Origin of the sequence: Bacteroides sp. 44_46, from assembly GCF_001915465.1 — a bacterium.
GTDB lineage: Bacteria > Bacteroidota > Bacteroidia > Bacteroidales > Bacteroidaceae > Bacteroides > Bacteroides clarus.
The window spans coordinates 1-20129 of the sequence record NZ_MNQO01000001.1; the positions used below are offsets into that span (position 1 = coordinate 1).

10 protein-coding genes are annotated in these 20129 nt (G+C 46.8%); all 10 read left to right on the plus strand.

The window, feature by feature from the left end:
* The coding region (locus BHV73_RS00005) for a glycoside hydrolase family 2 protein (protein ID WP_286735714.1) at window positions 1-2472 on the plus strand (2472 nt) is incomplete at its 5' end.
* A 12-nt stretch (window positions 2473-2484) separates the two neighbouring features.
* Window positions 2485-3960, plus strand: a complete 1476-nt coding sequence (locus BHV73_RS00010; RefSeq protein ID WP_087413643.1) for a glycoside hydrolase family 28 protein — start codon at window positions 2485-2487, stop codon at window positions 3958-3960.
* Window positions 3961-3975: 15 nt separating this feature from the next.
* On the plus strand, window positions 3976-6522 hold the full coding sequence (locus BHV73_RS00015) for a glycosyl hydrolase 115 family protein (protein ID WP_087413642.1): 2547 nt from the start codon (window positions 3976-3978) through the stop codon (window positions 6520-6522).
* A gap of 17 nt (window positions 6523-6539) precedes the next feature.
* Window positions 6540-9389 carry a glycoside hydrolase family 2 protein gene (locus tag BHV73_RS00020; protein ID WP_286735717.1) on the plus strand — a complete coding sequence of 950 codons (2850 nt, stop codon included), beginning with the start codon at window positions 6540-6542 and terminating at the stop codon, window positions 9387-9389.
* 488 nt (window positions 9390-9877) lie between these two features.
* On the plus strand, window positions 9878-10858 hold the full coding sequence (locus BHV73_RS00025; RefSeq protein ID WP_087413641.1) for a fimbrillin family protein: 981 nt from the start codon (window positions 9878-9880) through the stop codon (window positions 10856-10858).
* A 26-nt stretch (window positions 10859-10884) separates the two neighbouring features.
* Complete coding sequence (locus tag BHV73_RS00030; RefSeq protein WP_087413640.1) at window positions 10885-12513, plus strand: fimbrillin family protein; 1629 nt, start codon at window positions 10885-10887, stop codon at window positions 12511-12513.
* Window positions 12514-12617: 104 nt separating this feature from the next.
* Window positions 12618-14561, plus strand: a complete 1944-nt coding sequence (locus BHV73_RS00035) for a rhamnogalacturonan lyase family protein (protein ID WP_087413639.1) — start codon at window positions 12618-12620, stop codon at window positions 14559-14561.
* A 25-nt stretch (window positions 14562-14586) separates the two neighbouring features.
* A complete protein-coding gene (locus BHV73_RS00040; RefSeq protein WP_241148730.1) occupies window positions 14587-17736 on the plus strand; it encodes a SusC/RagA family TonB-linked outer membrane protein in 3150 nt (1049 codons plus the stop codon).
* Window positions 17737-17749: 13 nt separating this feature from the next.
* Window positions 17750-19291, plus strand: a complete 1542-nt coding sequence (locus BHV73_RS00045) for a RagB/SusD family nutrient uptake outer membrane protein (RefSeq protein ID WP_087413637.1) — start codon at window positions 17750-17752, stop codon at window positions 19289-19291.
* Window positions 19292-19327: 36 nt separating this feature from the next.
* Complete coding sequence (locus tag BHV73_RS00050; RefSeq protein WP_087413636.1) at window positions 19328-20110, plus strand: hypothetical protein; 783 nt, start codon at window positions 19328-19330, stop codon at window positions 20108-20110.
* Window positions 20111-20129 lie beyond the last annotated feature (19 nt).

A 20129-nucleotide genomic window follows, 5' to 3' on the forward strand; every position in this document is an offset into this window, starting at 1 on the left:
CCCAAGAACGTATTTCTGTATGTGACGGACGAGGTATATCAGACTCTGCCTCTGTACAGCAACCTGAAAACAACCGGTGTATACATCTACGCCACCGACTTCGACATCAAAGGCCGCAAGGCGAAGATACATGCCGAGTCCGAGGTGAAAAACGACAGTCGCGAGGCACGCAGCTTCAGTTACCGGGTGACCCTGACCGATGCGGACGGTAAGCCGGTAAAGACCTTCCATGGCGGCAAGACAGTGCTGAAAGCCGGTGAGACGGGAACCGTGAAAGCCGCTGCCGATGTGAGCGAACTGCACTTCTGGAGCTGGGGATACGGCTATCTGTACACCGTGAATACAACCCTGCTGGACGACCGTGGTAATGTTTTTGACGAGGTGGTGACCCGTACCGGTTTCCGCAAGACAAAGTTCGGCCGGGGAAAGGTATGGTTGAACGACCGCGTCATCCAAATGAAGGGCTATGCCCAGCGTACCAGCAATGAATGGCCGGCAGTGGGGCTTTCCGTCCCCGCATGGCTGAGCGACTACTCCAATGGCCTCATGGTGGAAAGCAACGCGAACCTTGTCCGCTGGATGCACGTCACTCCCTGGAAACAGGATGTGGAGTCTTGCGACCGTGTCGGCCTTATTCAGGCCATGCCTGCCGGCGATGCGGAGAAAGACCGTCAAGGCCGCCAATGGGAACAGCGTACGGAACTGATGCGCGATGCCATTATCTATAACCGTAATAACCCGAGTATCCTGTTTTACGAATGTGGTAATGAGTCTATCAGCCGTGAACATATGATTGAGATGAAAGAAATCCGCGACAAGTTCGACCCTTTCGGCGGACGTGCCATCGGCTCGCGTGAGATGCTCGATATTAACGAAGCGGAATACGGCGGTGAAATGCTTTATATCAACAAGAGCAAGAAGCATCCGATGTGGGCTACCGAATATTGCCGCAATGAGGGACTCCGCAAGTATTGGGATGAGTACAGCTATCCGTTCCATAAAGAAGGGGCGGGACCATTGCATAAAGGGAAACCGGCAATGAGCTACAATCATAATCAGGACATGCTTGCATTGGAGATGGTTCGTCGCTGGTACGATTACTGGCGTGAGCGTCCGGGTACGGGCTTACGGGTCAGTGCAGGCGGTACGAAAATCATCTTCTCCGACTCCAACACACATTATCGCGGTGAGGAGAACTACCGCCGCAGCGGCGTGACCGACCCCATGCGTATAGAGAAAGACGCCTTCTTCGCCCACCAGGTAATGTGGAACGGCTGGGTGGATACGGACAAGTTCCAGACTTATATCATCGGACACTGGAACTATCCTGAACATACGGTGAAACCGGTATATGTCGTATCGAATGGCGAACAGGTGGAACTGCTGCTCAACGGCAAATCCCTGGGTAAAGGTAAACGGGAAAGCCATTTCCTTTTCACTTTCGATAAGGTCGCTTATCAACCGGGCAGGCTGGAAGCGGTAAGTTACGACGGAAAAGGCAGGGAAGTGAGCCGCTATACATTGTCAACAGTGGGGGAAGCCGCCCGTCTGGAACTTACCGCCATACAGAACCCCGAAGGTTTCCACGCAGACGGAGCCGACATGGCCCTGCTTCAGGTGGAAGTTGTGGACAAGGACGGCAGACGCTGTCCGCTGGATAACCGTACGGTCCGCTTTACCCTGAAAGGCGAGGCCGAATGGCGCGGCGGTATCGCACAGGGGAAGGACAATCATATCCTGGATATGAACCTTCCGGTGGAATGCGGCATCAACCGTGCGCTGATCCGCAGTACGGCCAAAGCCGGCAAAATAGTTGTCACCGCCGAGGCGGAAGGGCTTCCGGCCGCAAGGCTTACGCTGCAGACCGTTCCGGTGAAAGTGGCAGACGGGCTGAGTGACTACCTGCCCCAACTGACCCTGAAAGGCAGGCTGGATAAGGGGGAAACTCCGCTGACTCCTTCCTATACGGATACCAAGCGCGACATCGCCATTGTGTCCGCCGAAGCCGGCGCCAACCGCACCGAAACGGGCAACAGCCACGATGACAACGAGTTGAGCGAATGGGCGAACGACGGTCGGTTAAGTACGGCCTGGATTACCTATACACTGGCTGAAAAGGCGAGCGTCGACGACATCTGCATCAAGCTGAACGGCTGGCGCTCCCGCAGTTATCCTTTGGAAGTGTATGCCGGAGACGAGCTGATTTGGAGCGGAAACACGGAAAAGAGCCTGGGATACGTACATCTGGAAGTGGACAAGCCGGTATGTTCCGATAAGATAACCGTCCGTTTGAAAGGCAGCACTACCGACAAGGACGCTTTCGGCCAGATTGTGGAAGTGGCGGGCGGAGCGGCCAATGACATGGAGAAGAAAGCAAAGGAAGGCAAGGGAAAACATAATCTCCGGATTATAGAAATAGAGTTTCTGGAAAGCATTAAGAAAACATCAGCCTCACCGGCAACTATTTTATAAAACCATAGCTATATGAAAAGAAAAATAACGCTCTTTGCACTGATAGCGACCGGTATTTTAGCGGTTTGTATCCTGTCACAAGCCAAAGACAGTTCTTATGACTGGGGAAACACTTCCCCGGTCAACGACCTGGCATGGACTAAACAAGTAGGCTCCCGCCTGCAACCGGCCGGACAAACTTTGTCCGCCAACTCTTTCGGAGCTATCGCAGACAGTACCGTTCTCAGCACAGAAGCAATACAAAAGGCCATTGACAGCTGTGCCGCCAATGGCGGCGGAACAGTTACCTTACAATCCGGTTACTACCTGACAGGTGCTCTGTTTATTAAAAGCGGAGTAAATCTACGCTTGGATAAAGATGTAACCCTATTGGCTACTCCGGATATTCATTGTTATCCCGAATTCCGTTCGCGCATTGCCGGTATTGAAATGATATGGCCGTCGGCAGTCATCAATATTATCGGTCAAAAAAATGCATCCGTCAGCGGTGAAGGGCGACTGGACTGTCGCGGCAAAAGCTGGTGGAACAAATATTGGGAGATGCGCAGATCTTACGAAACAAAAGGCCTACGTTGGGTTGTGGATTACGATTGCAAAAGAATACGAGGCATACTGGTAGAAGAAAGTTCAGACATCAGCCTGACAGGAATTACTTTAATGCGCACCGGTTTTTGGGGTTGCCATGTTCTTTATTCCGACCACTGCACTGTCAAGGGGATTACCGTTGATAATAATATAGGCGGACACGGGCCAAGCACCGACGGTATAGATATAGACTCATCAACAAATATTCTGATAGAAGACTGTATCATAGACTGCAATGATGATAACATCTGTATTAAATCCGGCAGGGATGCGGACGGACTTCGTGTGAACCGGCCTACTGAAAATGTCGTTATCCGTAACTGTACGGCACGTAGCGGCGCAGGATTGGTAACTTGCGGCAGTGAAACATCAGGGAGCATCCGGAATATTCTTTGCAGTGATCTGAAAGCACAGGGAACATCCACCGTATTACGCTTGAAAAGCGCCTTAAGCCGCGGCGGAACGGTAGAGAATATATATGTAACACGCATAAAGGCAGACAGTGTCCGCCACGTACTCACAGCCGAATTGAACTGGAATCCCAGTTACAGTTACAGCAAACTGCCCGATTCGTTCCAAACAGAAGAACTGCCGGAACACTGGAAAACTTTACTGACTCCGGTGGAACCAGCCTATAAAGGCTATCCCAGATTTCGCAATGTCTATCTGTCGCAGATAGAAGCGACCCATGTAACCGAGTTTATCTCCGCATCCGGAATAAACGACTCTTTACGTTTGGAGAACTTCTATTTACATGATATAAAGGCGCAAACTTTAAAAGCCGGTAAAATCAGTTTCTGCAAGAACTTCAACATGACAGAGGTTACACTCAGTACGGCAGACCGTCGCCCTATCATTTCCGAAAATAATTTGTACAGTAACATTCATCCGACTATCAACTAAAAACATCTAATTACCATGTTTATACGCTCGATTCTATTCGCAGTCTTTATTCTGAACGTTTTCGCCGTATCAGCAAGCAACTTCATCTGGTATGACGGACAACAAGCCATTTCGTACAATGTTCCCCGAAACACCTCACCCGTAGTGAACATCGCTCTCGATATGTTTGCAGAAGACATGAAACTGGTGACGGGGCTCCACCCGAAACAGGTGCCATCCAAACATGCCGCCATCCGCATCATCCAATTGGATAAGGCGGATAATAGAACTCAGAAAGACCTGCATGTTGCAGGGATACCGGTAAATGATTTAATTCGGAAGCAAGATGCTTTCTACATCGCAGTTACAGACAACTCTCCCAAACAACAATTACTCATTGTAGGAAGTAATGGACGCGGAACAGCTTACGGCATCCTTGAGCTATCACGTATGGCGGGTGTATCGCCATGGGTATGGTGGGGAGACGTAACTCCGCGAAAACAAACCCAACTGACGGTTGCAAGCGATTTCAAGAGTATGCAAAGCCCCTCGGTCAAGTATCGCGGTATTTTTCTGAACGATGAAGACTGGAGCCTGCAACCCTGGAGTTGGAAAACCTTTGAACCGGGTAATCCCACAGGACAAATAGGGGCACGTACTTATAAGGAAATCTTCAAGCTGCTACTCCGTCTCAGAGCTAATGCCATATGGCCCGGCATGCATGGCATCACCACTCCTTTTTATCTTGTTCCGGGTGCCAAAGAAGCCGCAGACAGTTGCGGAATAGCCATTGGCACATCACATTGCGAACCATTAATGCGGAACAATGTAGGTGAATGGAAAGTCAAAGAACGGGGCGCTTACAACTACATCACCAACCGTAACTCCGTACAGGCTTACTGGACAGAACGCTTAAAAGAGGTAAACCGATACGAGAACATGTACACCATAGGGATGCGTGGCATACACGACGGACATATGGAAGGGGTAAAAACGATGAAAGAGAAGGTCAATGCCCTGCAACAGGTTATCAACGACCAGCGTTCTCTACTTTCACAATACGTCAATCGTGATGTTACCAAAATACCGCAAGTCTTCGTACCTTATAAAGAAGTGCTCGATATTATGGAAAACGGACTGGAAGTTCCCGAAGACATCACCCTGATGTGGTGTGACGACAATTATGGCTATATGACCCGTTTGAGCGATGAAATGCAACAGAAACGCAGCGGTGGCAGCGGTGTCTATTACCACCTGAGCTATTGGGGGCGTCCCCATGACTATATGTGGTTATGTACGACACAACCGGGCCTCATCTATAATGAGATGAAACAGGCCTACGACCACAATGCCCGTGAGGTATGGATTGTCAATGTACACGATTTGAAACCGGCAGCCTATGACTTGGAACTGTTTCTCGACATGGCATGGGACATCAACTCGGTTAGCGGAACTACTCTGAACAACCATCTTGAAGCATGGCTTTGCCGGGAATTCGGCAACCAAGCCGGAAAGAAGCTGCTACCCGCCATGCTGGAATACTACCGTCTGTGCGGTATCCGCAAACCGGAGCATATGGGATGGACACAAGTCGAATTAAGTAACCGTAAAGTACATCCCAGAGGACGTTCGCAAGTTATCAACACCGAGTTCAGCCTTACAGAATTCGGCGGAGAGTTGGACCGTTATCTGGAATCATACGAAAAAGTCAAAACCACTGTTACGGAAGCGGAAAAGCTGGTTACTCCCGACCGCAAAGACGCCTTTTACTCACATATCAAATATCAGGTATTCGGCACCTCGGCAATGGCGACCAAGATGCTTGAAGCACAGCGCGCCCGTTCCTATTCCATGGGACAATGCGACGAAGCATTATGGAAACGTAAGGACGCCATGCTCACTGCATGCGCAAAAAGCCAGAACGCCTATCAGGAAATACGCCGGCTTACAGACTATTATAACAACAAAATGGCAGGCGGCAAATGGAAACATTCCATGTGCCATGACCCTCGCGATTTATACGTATTCTATCCTCCCATACTCCCCGTCGGACTGACGGATGAGGAAGTAAAAAACTATCTCCCCACCTCTGCCGTGGCCAAAGAGCATCCTATCAAAGCCGATAAATGTATTGCCATGAACGCCTGCCGGTACATCCATGCCACAAAAGGAGCAGAAACCATTCAGGCTTTAGGGCACAGCATGAATGCCGTGTCATTGCCTCAAGGAAGTTCATTGACCTTTGAGTTCGACTGTCCGTGGGAAGGCGAAGCCGTTCTATCCACCGCCGTTATCCCCACACAACCCAATGACAAGGGGGATATTCGTTTCAGCGTAAGTATCGACGGTGAAAAACCGCAGATATGCTCCTTCCGCGAAAAAGGCCGTACAGAAACGTGGAAACAGAATGTAATGAGAGGACAGGCCCGAAAAGAGACTAAGCACACATTAAAAAAAGGCAGGCATACGCTCACCATCACCGCCTTGGACAAGCATGTCGTTATAGACCAGTGGATGCTCGACTTCAAAAAAGACCGTAAATTCTATCTATTTCCGTTAGAAGGAGAAAACCAATCATTATAATATATATCTTTATGTCCATGAATAAATTACGAACGCTCTGCGCATTGGCGGCATGCCTCTGCTGTACGCTTATAAATGCGCAAAATACAGAAAAGTTATATCTCTCCGGTACCGGACTGGGAGATACACGCACCTGGGACTTTTATTGTTCCGCCGGAATGAACAGTGGCAAATGGCGCAAAATAGAAGTTCCCTCACAATGGGAACAACAAGGATTCGGAGAATATACCTACGGACGCTTTTATTTGAATAAAGAAGCCCAGCCCAGCAGCGAAAACGGCTTGTACCGGTATAAATTCAAAGTACCTGCCGAATGGAAAGACAAACAGGTAAGTATCGTCTTCGAAGGAGTAATGACCGACACCGAGGTGAAAATCAACGGAGTATCTGCCGGAACCATCCATCAAGGCGGATTTTACACCTTCAGCTATGACATTACCGACAAACTAAAGTTCGGGAAAAAGAACGAACTGGAAGTACAAGTATGGAAAGAATCCTCCAACAAGTCGGTCAACGCGGCCGAACGGCGTGCCGACTGGTGGTTGTTTGGCGGTATCTACCGTCCGGTTTATTTAAAGGCGGTTCCTGCGGCTCACATCGAGCGCATTGCGGTAAACGCCACGGCCGACGGCACGCTGACCACCCGCCTGCATACCCAAGGCAATACTCCGGGATATACCGTAGCCCTAAGTCTCGCGCCGGTAGGAAGCCAACAAACGGCCAGCAAACAAATCATGCCGCTAAACGCCGACAGTGTCCAGACCTTAACCACCTTCTGGCAAGGCGTCCGACCCTGGGAGTGCGAACATCCCAATCTGTATACACTAACACTGGAACTGCTTAATCCGCAAAAGCAGGTGGTACACATACACGAAGAACGGATAGGATTCCGCACCATAGAGTTCCGTCCGCAAGACGGATTTTATGTCAACGGCACCAAAGTCATCATGAAAGGCGTAAACCGTCATTGCTTCCATCCGGACGGCGGACGTACCACCAACAAGCAACTCTCCCTGCAAGATGCGCTGCTCATCAAAGAAATGAATATGAATGCCGTCCGTTCTCATTACCCTCCCGACAAGCACTTTTTGGACGTATGCGACTCTTTAGGTCTTTTTTATCTGGATGAGTTTACAGGCTGGCACGGACGCTACGACGATGAAGTCGGCATAAAGCTGTTGCGTGAAATGATAGACACCGATGCCAATCATCCCTGTATCTTCTTGTGGAGCAACGGTAATGAAGGCGGCTGGAACAAAAAGCTGGATAAATACTTCTCCGAGTTCGACCTGCAGCAACGTCACGTAATCCATGCATGGGCAGACTTCAACGGAGTAGACACACACCACTACCCTGCCTATCAGACAGGAACAGGGCGTCTTGCCAACGGATACAAAGTATTCATGCCCACCGAATTTCTGCATGCGCGTTACGATCAGGGAGCCGGTTCCGGACTGGAAGACTTTTGGAGTAACTATCGTTCCAATCCGCTCTTTGCCGGCGGCTTCATTTGGGCATTTGCGGATGAAGCCGTCAAACGCTCCGACAAGAACGGAATACTCGACTCTGACGGTTCCAACGGACCGGACGGTATCGTAGGACCCTATCGCGAGAAAGAAGGAAGCTTTTACACCATCCGTGAGGTATGGGCACCCATCCAGTTCAAACCGTTACGCATTACTTCCGGTTTCAAAGGGGAGTTCCTGCTAAGCAACGACTATCTGTTCAGCAATCTGAAAGAATGCAGTATGACCTACCACATATATTCCACTCCTTCCCCACTGAAAGGCGGTAAATGTGCATTGCTGGACAGCGGCAAAGTGGATTTGCCCGCCATCGCCCCCGGTGAAACCGGCAGAGCACGCATGGCACTCCCCGCCCGCTTCTTCGAAGGAGACATACTGGAACTGGAAGCCTGCGACAGAAACGGAAAGAGTATATGTACATGGACATGGCCTATCAAATATACCGCCGCTTATTTTGCGCAACAGCAACCGGCAATATCCGCGTCCAAAGCTCCCGTCATCGAGAATGCAGGGGCACACGTCATATTATCCGCCAACGGTATTGCCGCGACTTTCGATACAGCTAACGGCATGCTGAAAGAAATACGACGGGACGGACAGATTGTTCCTTTCGGTAACGGCCCTCTGCCGGTAGGCATGAAAGCCGATTTAAAGTCAATCACTACTCGTACAGACGGTAATGATGCTCTTCTGATAGTAAAATATACGGGTGCGTTAGATACCGTAATCTGGCGTATGACGCCCGACGGTCTGTTGGGTATGGACGCTCTTATGCTGAACCGTGGTAACGGTGGCAAATATAAAGGCGAATTCTTCGATAAGAAAGTCTATCAGTTGGGACTTACATTCTCTTATCCCGAAAAGGAAGCCAAAGGGATGCGCTGGCTGGGACGCGGTCCTTACCGTGTATGGAAAAATCGTATTCCAGGCACCAACTACGGTATCTGGCAGAAAGACTACAACAATACTATCACCGGCGAAAGTTTTGAAAGCCTGGCTTATCCTGAATTCAAAGGGTATCACGCCAATCTGTATTGGGCTACGATAGAATCGGACACCGCCCCCTTTACCGTGTATTCGGAAACTGATGGTATCTACCTGCGTGTGTTCACTCCGCAGCAACCCGGACAAGGCACCTCCGAAGAAGACAGCATGCATCCTTTCCCCGAAGGTGATATATCTTTCTTATACGATATACCCGCCATGCGCTCATTCAAATCCATCAGCGAGCATGGACCTAAAAGCCAGCCAAGCAGTATCCGTATCAAATCCGGCGATGACGGGCTGCGCATGAAACTCTGGTTCGATTTTAGAAATATGCACAGTAATGTAGCTGAATAAACCGTTATTTCATCCGAAAACAGTTTGCACATTCTCCCCCTTCACCTTTCCATATCCTTTTATATATACGGGATAGCGGGTGAAGGGGGAAACTGTTGCAAACAAATTCATGCTGCGAGACGGCCAAATTCATCCTACAAGATAAAAAAATTCATCCCGTAAGCCGAATAAGTTTATCCCATAAGCTGAAAAAATCCGTCTTACAAGACAATCTTAACGTTGCATCTGTATGTAAAAACGCACTATCCGTTTATGTACGGCACATAGTCTATCAGGCACGGATACATAGTGCGTTTTACCTCAACGGATAATGTGTTTCCCTACGGGGATATTTCTTTTCAAGACTATGTAATCCTGTACATATGTATAGACAAATTGACGCAAAACCGGAAAACACATGAAAAGCACTGAATATTCCAAGCTGACACAAAAGAAGTTGGCTATGTTTGCACTCAGAAAAACAACACTTTTTTTTTAATGTAATATTTATGAGAAACATTCATTTATTGACAGGAGTTATTGCCCTTGTTTTATTAAGCGGCTGCAATAACGACGAGTATGAAGGCCGGGATATTACCGGAGCCAAACTCGCAGTCTACGGAACAGTAGAAAATACCCATACGCGTGTATCGGGTGATAATTGGGAAACGACAGACGCCATCGGTATCACTCTGACTGGCGATAACAGTGACGGCTACAACACAAATATCAAGTATATACTTGCTGATGAAAACGCAACTTCATCCGGAGCATTCACTGTATCAGATGCCGCACATGCACTCTACGTAAAAAGCAGTAATGCGCAAACATTCCAAGCATATTATCCCTATACAGGAGAAGATCTGGCTGCTCCCGAAGAAGTATCTTTCAGCATTGCGGACGGAGACGGTAAATACACTAAGCATGATTTCCTGTATGCCACAGCTGCCGCTACTCTTGAGAAGCCTGAAGTGACATTCGGTTTTGACCACATGATGAGCAAAGTAACTCTAACTTTCAACACCACCGCTGTAACCAAAGCAACAGATGCCGAAATAGAATATACGCTGAATAATATCATTGTAAACGGTACATTCAGTCCGCAAGACGGTACGGTAACATGCGGCAGTACCCTCGGTTCCGTCACAACCGTCTCCGCGATGGGTGGCACGTCATCCGTAATTTTACCTCCGCAAGCCACTACCGGAGTAGAATTATTCATTAAAGTAAATGATAAATATTACGTTACCAACTTTGATTTGAGCACAGAGTCCAAGACCGAGTATAAATACGACGTAAGCATCGATGAAACCGAAGAAGCTCCTACACTCACCATAACAGGTACATCCATCAATCCATGGACCAGCGCAGGAGACGCGAAACCTCTTAATCCGACAGAAGATCCTGCCGAGACGTTACCCGAAATTACCGGCGGACAATGGGAGTCAAGCGGTAATACGGTTACAGACATACCTGAATCCGATAATTAATTTGCCAACTTTAAATAAGTAATGATATGAAACGAAATAAACTTATATACACAATCATGTTTGTTTGCACTCTCGTTGCGACATCCTGCTCTAATGAAGAAGATATCAACTTACCTGTCACAAAAGGAAACATACGCTTTAATTTCAGCGACAGCGGTGTGCATAATACGGTAAGTACCAAAGCGGCTACCGATAAAGAATATCAAACCACATTTGAAGAGGGAGATAAAATAGGATTATATGTTTTTGCAAATGAGGAAACCACTACACCGATTGAAGGTTACAACAATGTATGCCTTACCTACCAAAATGGAGAATGGGTACTAACAGGAGAAGAAGGTAGCGCTTCATTAGACTATGACACGCAATTGAAGGATGCAGTATTCCATGCCTACTACCCATACCAAGAAAATGTTACATTAAGCGGTACACCAAATTCTCCCTTTACTACTTTAATAAGCGATTGGGAAATCAGCTCCGCTAGGTCTTATACAGAGAATGATTTAATGACCGGTTCCGGACATGCTGGTATTAATAGAAATGATATTACCGTATCTATACCCTTGAAGCATGAAATGGCAATGATTGTAGTAGGGCTCTCCGGTGGAACTACTTATAAATTTACCAATAAAAATCCTGAGCTAAGTGATTATACCGCTTCCAGCGGTGAAGCTACATTCTCTATTAATACAGATGATATGACCACCGCGATGGAAACTGTAGACGGAAAGTATCGTTTCCTTGTTAAACCCGACACAGATGCAACATTAAACGTTACTTATGGCGGAAAGACTTATAAACAAAGTGTAAATATTCCGGCAAGCAAATATCAAGAATATTCAGTAGGCAGTAATTCCTCTTCAGAACCCATTGAGTTCGAATTGAGCGTAGGTGATTATTACTGTTCGGATGGTACCTTGATTGAGTCTGATGCAGAACTGACAGATGAAATAAAAGCCAAAATTATCGGTGTAGTATATTATGTAGGTAATCCACAACCCGGTTCAACAGGATTGAATTATAATACCAGCTATATAGATATTCTTGCAGCAGAACATCCAAGTTGTACTCACGGATTAGTATATGCCATTAAAAGTGCCAATACTGATGGTACAATTGCTACATGGGGTGGAGTTTCTTTCGGTGGTGACAAGGTTTCCGATTATTATACCACATACAACTATGCTGTCGGTACAGCCAATAAGTATATTTGGGAAACTAGTAAATCAAATTATGAGGCTCGTATATTAGGCTATGATTATACCGCTGTGCTTAAAGCCAATGGTTCTGATTTTCCTAACTTATTTGAATTCCTGGATAAAGCTGATGCCCCATCAGTAAGTTCCGGTTGGTACTTACCTTCATACGGTGAACTAATACTTCTTGCAAAAGGCGAACTGAAAAAAAGTAACCAATCCACTATCAGCATTGAAACAGAACTTGTAAAAACAAGTTTGAGTAAGATAGGTGCAGAGGCTCTATTTGAAAAGGAAGATGCCCCATACGCCTCAAGTACTTTTACTTATTCCTCAAAAGATACGTTTGCTAACAAGATCCAAGCATACAAGAATGAAGGAGGTCAGATTTCTGGTACAGCTTTACCCATATCCGAAAACAACTTTCCACATAATCTTCGTTTCTCCCTCGCTTTCTAAATAAATAAAAGCCGATACACCTGCACTGTGGCAAGCATTCTGCTTGCCACAGTGCAAGCTATCGAAAGAAATACACATTTCCATACTCCAACACATCAGGCATCATGAGAAGCATCTTTTTTCTTTTCGGATTTTTCAGTTTATTGTTAGTAGGCACTACCGCCTGCACAGACAATGATACATATCTGCTGAATCCGAGTACCGACGAAGAAACATCCGAACCCGCCCCTGAAAAGTCTTCCGGAGCAGGCCGTATGTTATGGGCTTCTATCAATGCAAGAAAAGATGCCACCGGTTCTGTTTTTTCCGGTAACAATAACCGAATATTGGTAAGTTGGCGACTATTGGATACAGACAATAAAGGTATAACTTTCGACCTCTACCGTACAGCGGACGGAAGCAGTGAGACAAAGCTCAATAATGCCCCGATTAACAATACCTGCTACCAAGACAATACGGCAGACCATAACGTGAGCAACACCTATCGGCTGACTCTAAGCGGACAAAACGAGACATTGGACAAACACACTATCACAGCAGAACAAGCCTCAAACGGATTGCCATATATCTCCATACCACTACAAAACACGTCTGACATCAGCAGTACCTACGAATATAAAGCCAATGACGCCAGCATAGGCGATTTGGACGGAGACGGCAAATATGAAATTATACTGAAACGGCTCATAGCCGCTACATCCAACAATGAAAGCAATAATGATGATAGCGACGACACAGGCACTGTAATAGAGAATGCCACACATGCCATGTTATTGGAAGCCTATCGTCTGGATGGCACTTTCTTGTGGCGCATGAAAATGGGACCCAACATAGTAACCGGGAACGGAGGTTCATTCGCCGTCTACGATTTCGATGGAGACGGACGTTGTGAAATAGCCGTACGAACGGCCGAAGGCACAGTGTTTGGCGACGGAAAAAAAATAGGAGATACCAATAATGACGGGAAAACCGACTATCGCGTACCGGGAGCCAGATATGTACATGGCGGACCTGAATTTCTGTCCATCATAGAAGGAAATACAGGAAAGGAGTTAGCACGGACAGACTATATCGAGCTGGGCACCAGTGAAGACTGGGGAGACAACTATTATAAACGTTCCAGCAGTTATCGAATTGCTGTGGCACACTGTATGGGAGAACACCACTCTGTCATTATAGGGCGCGGCTGTTATAGGAAAATCGTAGTAGAAACATGGGACTACAATAACCATGCCCTAACCAGGCAATGGCGTTTCGACACGACTCAAAAAGGCAATGAAGCCTACGGTGGACAAGGCTACCACAGTCTGAGCGTAGGAGACGTGGATGAAGACGGCTACGATGAAATCGTTTACGGTTCGATGACTGTGGATAATGACGGTAGCGGATTGAATAGTTGCGGACTCGGTCATGGCGATGCACTCCATTTAGGGAAATTCGAGCCTTCAAGAAATGGGCTTCAGATATGGTCCTGTTTTGAGTCGGGAACAGTAGGTGCAGCATTGCGTGACGCCCGTAGCGGCGAAGTGATATGGAAACATGACAGTTCGAGCGATGTCGGTCGTGCGTTGGTAGCGGATATCGACCCTGCCAGTCCCGGTTGCGAAATGTGGTGGAGCGGCGGTAACGTACACAGCGCCAACGGAACGGACTTAGGTTATAAAGCCAGTTCGTGCAATATGGCTATATGGTTCAACGGTAGTCTCAGCCGACAATTGTTCAATCAAAAAACCATCGAAGAATATGGTATCGGACGCGTATTCACTCTTTACCGCTATGGGGTGACGGACATTAACGGAAGCAAATCGAATCCCTGCATCTACGGTGACTTTTTAGGCGACTGGCGCGAAGAGATAATAATGCCAACCTCCGACAATACCGAATTGCGTATATTCAGCACTTGGTATCCTACGGAATATAGTTTCCCTTATCTGATGAGCGACCATATCTATTGCATGAGCCTGCTCAACCAAAATATCGGTTATAACCAGCCTACACAACTCAGTTACTATTTAGGTTCTGATTTAGCAATTACTCAAAATAATTAATAGCAATCTCATATATCTGAAAGACATGTTAAACAGATTTATACTTCCAGGCAGACAAATGTATTCCACCTTTTGGAGTATCGTGTTCCTCTTACTCTGTGCGGCCACGGCAACAGCACAAAATACCCGTAACATCTCCGGTGTAGTACTCGATGAAAACAATGAGCCTGCCATCGGTGCCAACATTGTGGTAAAAGACGCGACATCCGTCATGGCCATTACAGGGCTCGACGGTACTTTCAAACTAACCGTTCCCGCACAAGCGCAAACCATGACGGTATCTTATCTGGGATACAAACCGCAAACCATAAAGTTACAAGGTAGAAATACTTTTAAGATTCAACTGGAAGTGGATAACGTTGCGTTGGACGAAGTAGTAGTCATAGGTTACGGTACGGCCAAAAAAGGAAACCTGACCGGTTCTATCGCCAGTGTAAAATCGGATGATATAGAAGACCAGGCCTCAAGCAACATCGCCAGCTCTCTGCAAGGTATGCTGGCCGGTGTAGATGTCAGCGCCAACAGCGGTGCGCCCGGTGAGGAACTTTCTATCATCATCCGCGGTAATGCCTCTATTCATGCCGATGATACCCCGCTTTACGTTGTCGACGGAATTCCGGTTGATGACCTGGGCGGATTGAGCAACAACGATATAGCCTCTATCGAGATTTTGAAAGATGCCTCTTCATCGGCCATTTACGGTAGCCGGGGAGCTAATGGCGTGGTACTCATCACTACCAAAAACGGCGGTGATAAGAATAAACTGTCCGTATCGGTAGCCGCATCGTTCGGTATGCAGCAAATCAATAAAAAGATAGATGTGATGAGTGCCGAAGAATGGATTTCTTTCCGCACCAAGCTGAACAATATACGTTATGTAAATAAGTATGCCGCCAAAGGAGCTAAATGGACAGACGACTATGAAACCCGACTCTCCAAAATGGGTAGCGTCAATTATGAATATCTCAACGACCCTCGCTGGAGCGAAGAGAACTACGGCGGACTGGCAATGCTGGACTGGCAAGACGCGTTCTTTCAATTAGCTCCCGTACAAAACTACTCGGTAGCCGTAGCCAACAGTTCGGCCAAAGCCAAATTCCGTGCCTCGGTGGGGTACTTTGACCAAAAAGGAGTAGCCATCGGTACCGGCTACCGGCGTGTAAGTCTGCGTACCAACTTCGAATCGAAAGTCGGTAAGCGAATTACCATCGGCGGTAATGTCACTCCTATCGTTTCATGGAACTATGGAGGAAATGTAAACGGCCGTTCGGGCGGAGCGGAAACAGCCTTGAGCATGTGTCCCGTAGCGGAAGCGGATGCCGGTTACCATACCAGTTCCGAGCCCTATCCGGCGTACGGTTGGGCTTCATCCAACATCAGTCCTGTAGCCCGTATGGAGCAAGTTACCAATGACAGTGAAACTTTACGTCTGCAAATGGCGGCCTATATCCGTGCCGAAATTATAGAAGACCTGAATTTCGAGGTTTTGGGTTCTTACAGCTTCCGTAGCCAATACAGTCACTACTTCCGTCCCAGCTCAGTTATGAGCGGGTGGAGCAGCAATGATGAGGGGCAAGAAGCCGAGGGTACTCGTAATATCCGGCGTTATCACAGCTACATGGTACAAAGTACCCTTAACTATACCAAAGAGATAGGCGATCATGGATTCAACATAATGGCCGGCGCTTCGGCCGAGATGGGAACCTCTACCACTACCCGTCTGGCAGCTACCGATTTTGCAGATAACACCCAGCTGGGATTCTCCATGAGTTCGGAAGAGGTGACTTCCGCCAGTGCCGGTTTCGGCACTCCGGGACGTATGCTTTCCTTTTTCGGACGCGCGCAATACGAATACGATAACCGCTATGTGGTAACCGCCAGTTTGCGCCGCGACGGTTCCGCCAAATTCGGACGTAATAATCGCTGGGGACTGTTCCCTTCAGTAGGCGCCACGTATCGCATTTCCAATGAAAGTTTCTGGCCGAAGAACTTTTTCATTAATTCCATGAAAATACGCGCCAGTTGGGGACTGAACGGAAACAACAGCATCCGGAGCAATGCCGCAGTAGGTTTGATGAGCGACGCGGGTTACTCACTGGACGGAAATACAGTGAGCGGTTATGCCCCCACCACGATAGACAATGTAGACTTGGGCTGGGAGAAAACCCGCAGTTGGAATTTAGGTTTGGACCTCGGTTTCTTAAAGAACCGCATTACCGTAGCTCTGGATATCTATCGTAAACTGACCGACGGCATGCTCTATGAAGTAACCGTACCCGCCTCCATGGGGTTAGAAGATAACAGGGCTTGGGATAATGTAGGAAGCATAGAAAACAAAGGTGTGGAGCTTGAAATATCTTCCAGAAATCTGACCGGTCCTTTAAAGTGGACTACCTCTTTCAATATCGCTTACAATAAAAATGAGATTCTCAGCATGGGAGACAACAATACGGCTATCTACGGTGGCTGGAACAATTCAAACACCCACGTATTCATGGTAGGCGAACCCATGCGAAGTTACTATATGTACGATGCGATAGGAGTATACCAAACAGAGGAAGACTTACGACGCTATGCCACTATGGAAGGACAAAAAGTGGGAGACATAAGATACCGTGACGTAAATGGCGATGGCATCATCAACGACAATGACCGGACATTGGTGGGTAAAGCCCGCCCGGACTTCACATGGGGACTGACAAATAAATTCAACTATAAAAGGTTCGACCTGACGGTTACGCTAACCGGACAATGGGGCGGTCATCTGTACAGTTTGCTGGGACGTACCATAGACCGTAACAGCGCCGGACCTGGACGTGGAAATCTACTTGCCAAATGGTTACACTCGTGGTTTTCGGAAGAAGATCCCGGTGACGGTATTACACCGAGCTTTCTCTCAACCACCACCAGCGACTTATATGATACGCGCTGGCTTTACAAAAGCGATTTCGTCAAGATAAAGAATGTTATGTTAGGATACAACATCCCTATCAACAAAAAGTTCGCCAGTAAACTGCGTACCTATTTCTCCATACAAAACCTGTATACATGGGATAAATATGATGGTGGATTCTCCCCCGAAGCCAGCACCTACGGCAGTAAGAAAACCGGTTACGATTTCGGTTCTTATCCGATGGCACGGGTTTATACATTAGGAGTGAATATGGAATTTTAATTCAATGTAGAATATGAAACGACTCAATTATATTATAAGTGGGCTGTTAAGCCTCAGCATCAGCCTTTCATCCTGTGATGAATTCTTGAATGTGGAACCTTCGGACGCACGCACCATTCAATATTTCTATACCAACCCTAAAGAAGCGCAACAAGCATTAATGGGCGTATATAATGGTTTACTGCCCATATCCAGTTATTATTTAATGCTGTCTGACGTACGTTCCGATGATGTATGGACTGGCATGCCGGATGATAACGAACAAAATTATATGGCCTTTAATGCTTTCAGGAAACAAATCTCGCAAATTTCCACACTGGAAGCCGCATGGACCGATTATTATGAAATAATAGCCCGCGCAAACGTCTTGCTTGAAAAAATAGAAAACTTGGCGTTCGATGAAAAGATAGAGGGTTTCAGCGTAAAGGAATCTTTCATCGCTGAAGCGCGTTTCTTACGGGCATTCGCTTACTTTGACCTGGTACGTTTCTTCGGGCGCGTACCGGCAGTAACTTCCTCACAGACTGTTGACGAAGCAATGAAAACGCCACAATCCGAGGCCAAAGATATTTATGAAAATATCATCATTCCCGATTTGGAATATGCCATAAATCATATGGGCGATATAGCCTATGGTTACAATGGTAATGAATCAGCATCCGGACGTGCTACCAAACCGGCGGCTCAAGCGCTATTAGGACGTGTATATTGGACAATGGCAGGATTCCCGTTATGGGACAACAGTAAAAAAGCACCTGCCATGGAATTGTTGGAAACAGTAATAGATAATGCCAATGCCGGCAATAAATACTGGGCAAAAGACAGCAAAGAGTGGAAAAAAATATGGATTAGTGACAACGACAACAAATATCATATTTTTGAGATACAATACGCCATGCAATCCGGCTATGGAAATCCGATGATATTCAGTTCCCTGCCGAAAGTGTCATCCAGCTTGTCTCATGTCACTATGTCGGGAAATAAAATCAATTCCTCGAAAAGCCTGAGAAACTTATACCGGGAGAACTCCGGTGAAATCCGTTTCCTGCCCACGATCCGGAAAGGAGAATCTTACTTCGAGAAACTGTTCGAGAATATTATGAAACGGGACACATTGGGATTCAGCAAGATTGACGACCAGATTGTAGACAGAAATTCATTCCCTATCAATTACCCGTTGATTCGTTTAGAAGACGTTATGTTGATGTACGCAGACTTAGCCGGACCTACCGACAAAGGAGTGGAAATGGTAAACAAAATACGTGTACGTGCCGGACTCAAAGAACTCTCCGCTTCCCAGAAAACCACAGAGGCTTTTAAAAATTGCGTTTTGGATGAGCGGCGTCGCGAGTTGGCGGGTGAAGGCATACGTTGGCACGATATCGTACGTTCAGGAAATTTCACAGAATATATTAAGGCCGCATATATCTTGGAAGGAAACGAAGGAATAAGCGCTGCCGGAAACGTGCAAGAAGGCATGTACGTTTATCCCATACCCGACAAACAGTTATTGGTAAACGACGGCTTGTACACACAAAACGAAGCATACAAATAATCAATAAAGCATATTCATATTAAAAAATCAAACATCATGAAAAAAGTAGTATTATCACTGGCTTTAGCCTTTACAGCTATTTTGGGAAATGCCCAAGTCGTAAAAAATGATTTATTGAACGGTTATACAGAAGGGAATGCCCTGGAAAAAGGAGTATATACCGAACGAGGTAAGAAAGCGCCTCTACAAAAAGATACTTGGTGCGCCGCAGCTACTACATCCCCTGTCGAAGGAGCTACAAGTCCGCTTATCGGCACTCCGCTCAAGTATGAAGGATATAGCGAAAAAGGAATGTCTATTGTGTTTGGTGGTATCCCTGAGGGTGCAGGCGGTGAACGCACCACAGTTTATTCAATGGAGAAAGGAAGAACTTATTCATCAGGAACCTATTATCTTGCCTATCTTGTAAATCTTCCGCAGGCATTTCCAAATAAAAGACAATTTGAGTTGCCAACACTCAGTTCCAGCTATAATTTTACCGGAGGCTTCGGACAAGTATTCGCATCCAATTCGGGACGCAAGTTGAAATTCACTTTGGGACAAGGCAAAGAGAATAAAAAATCTGTAGAGATGCTTTATGACTTCGGCAAGACGCACCTTGTCATATTTAAAATGGACTACGCAAACAACCAACTGTCACTGTTTATCGATCCGGAACTGACTAAAGAAGAACCGGCTCCCTCAGTCACCATAGAAGGAAATCCGGAGAAATTCAAAGCTTCCATAAAAGCAATTCAGTTGAAGAACCGGAATGGATTGACAGGTAACGTAGGAAACTTCCGCTTTACAGATAGCTGGACAGGTATCGTCAGTGAATAAGTACGCTAACATATTAAAA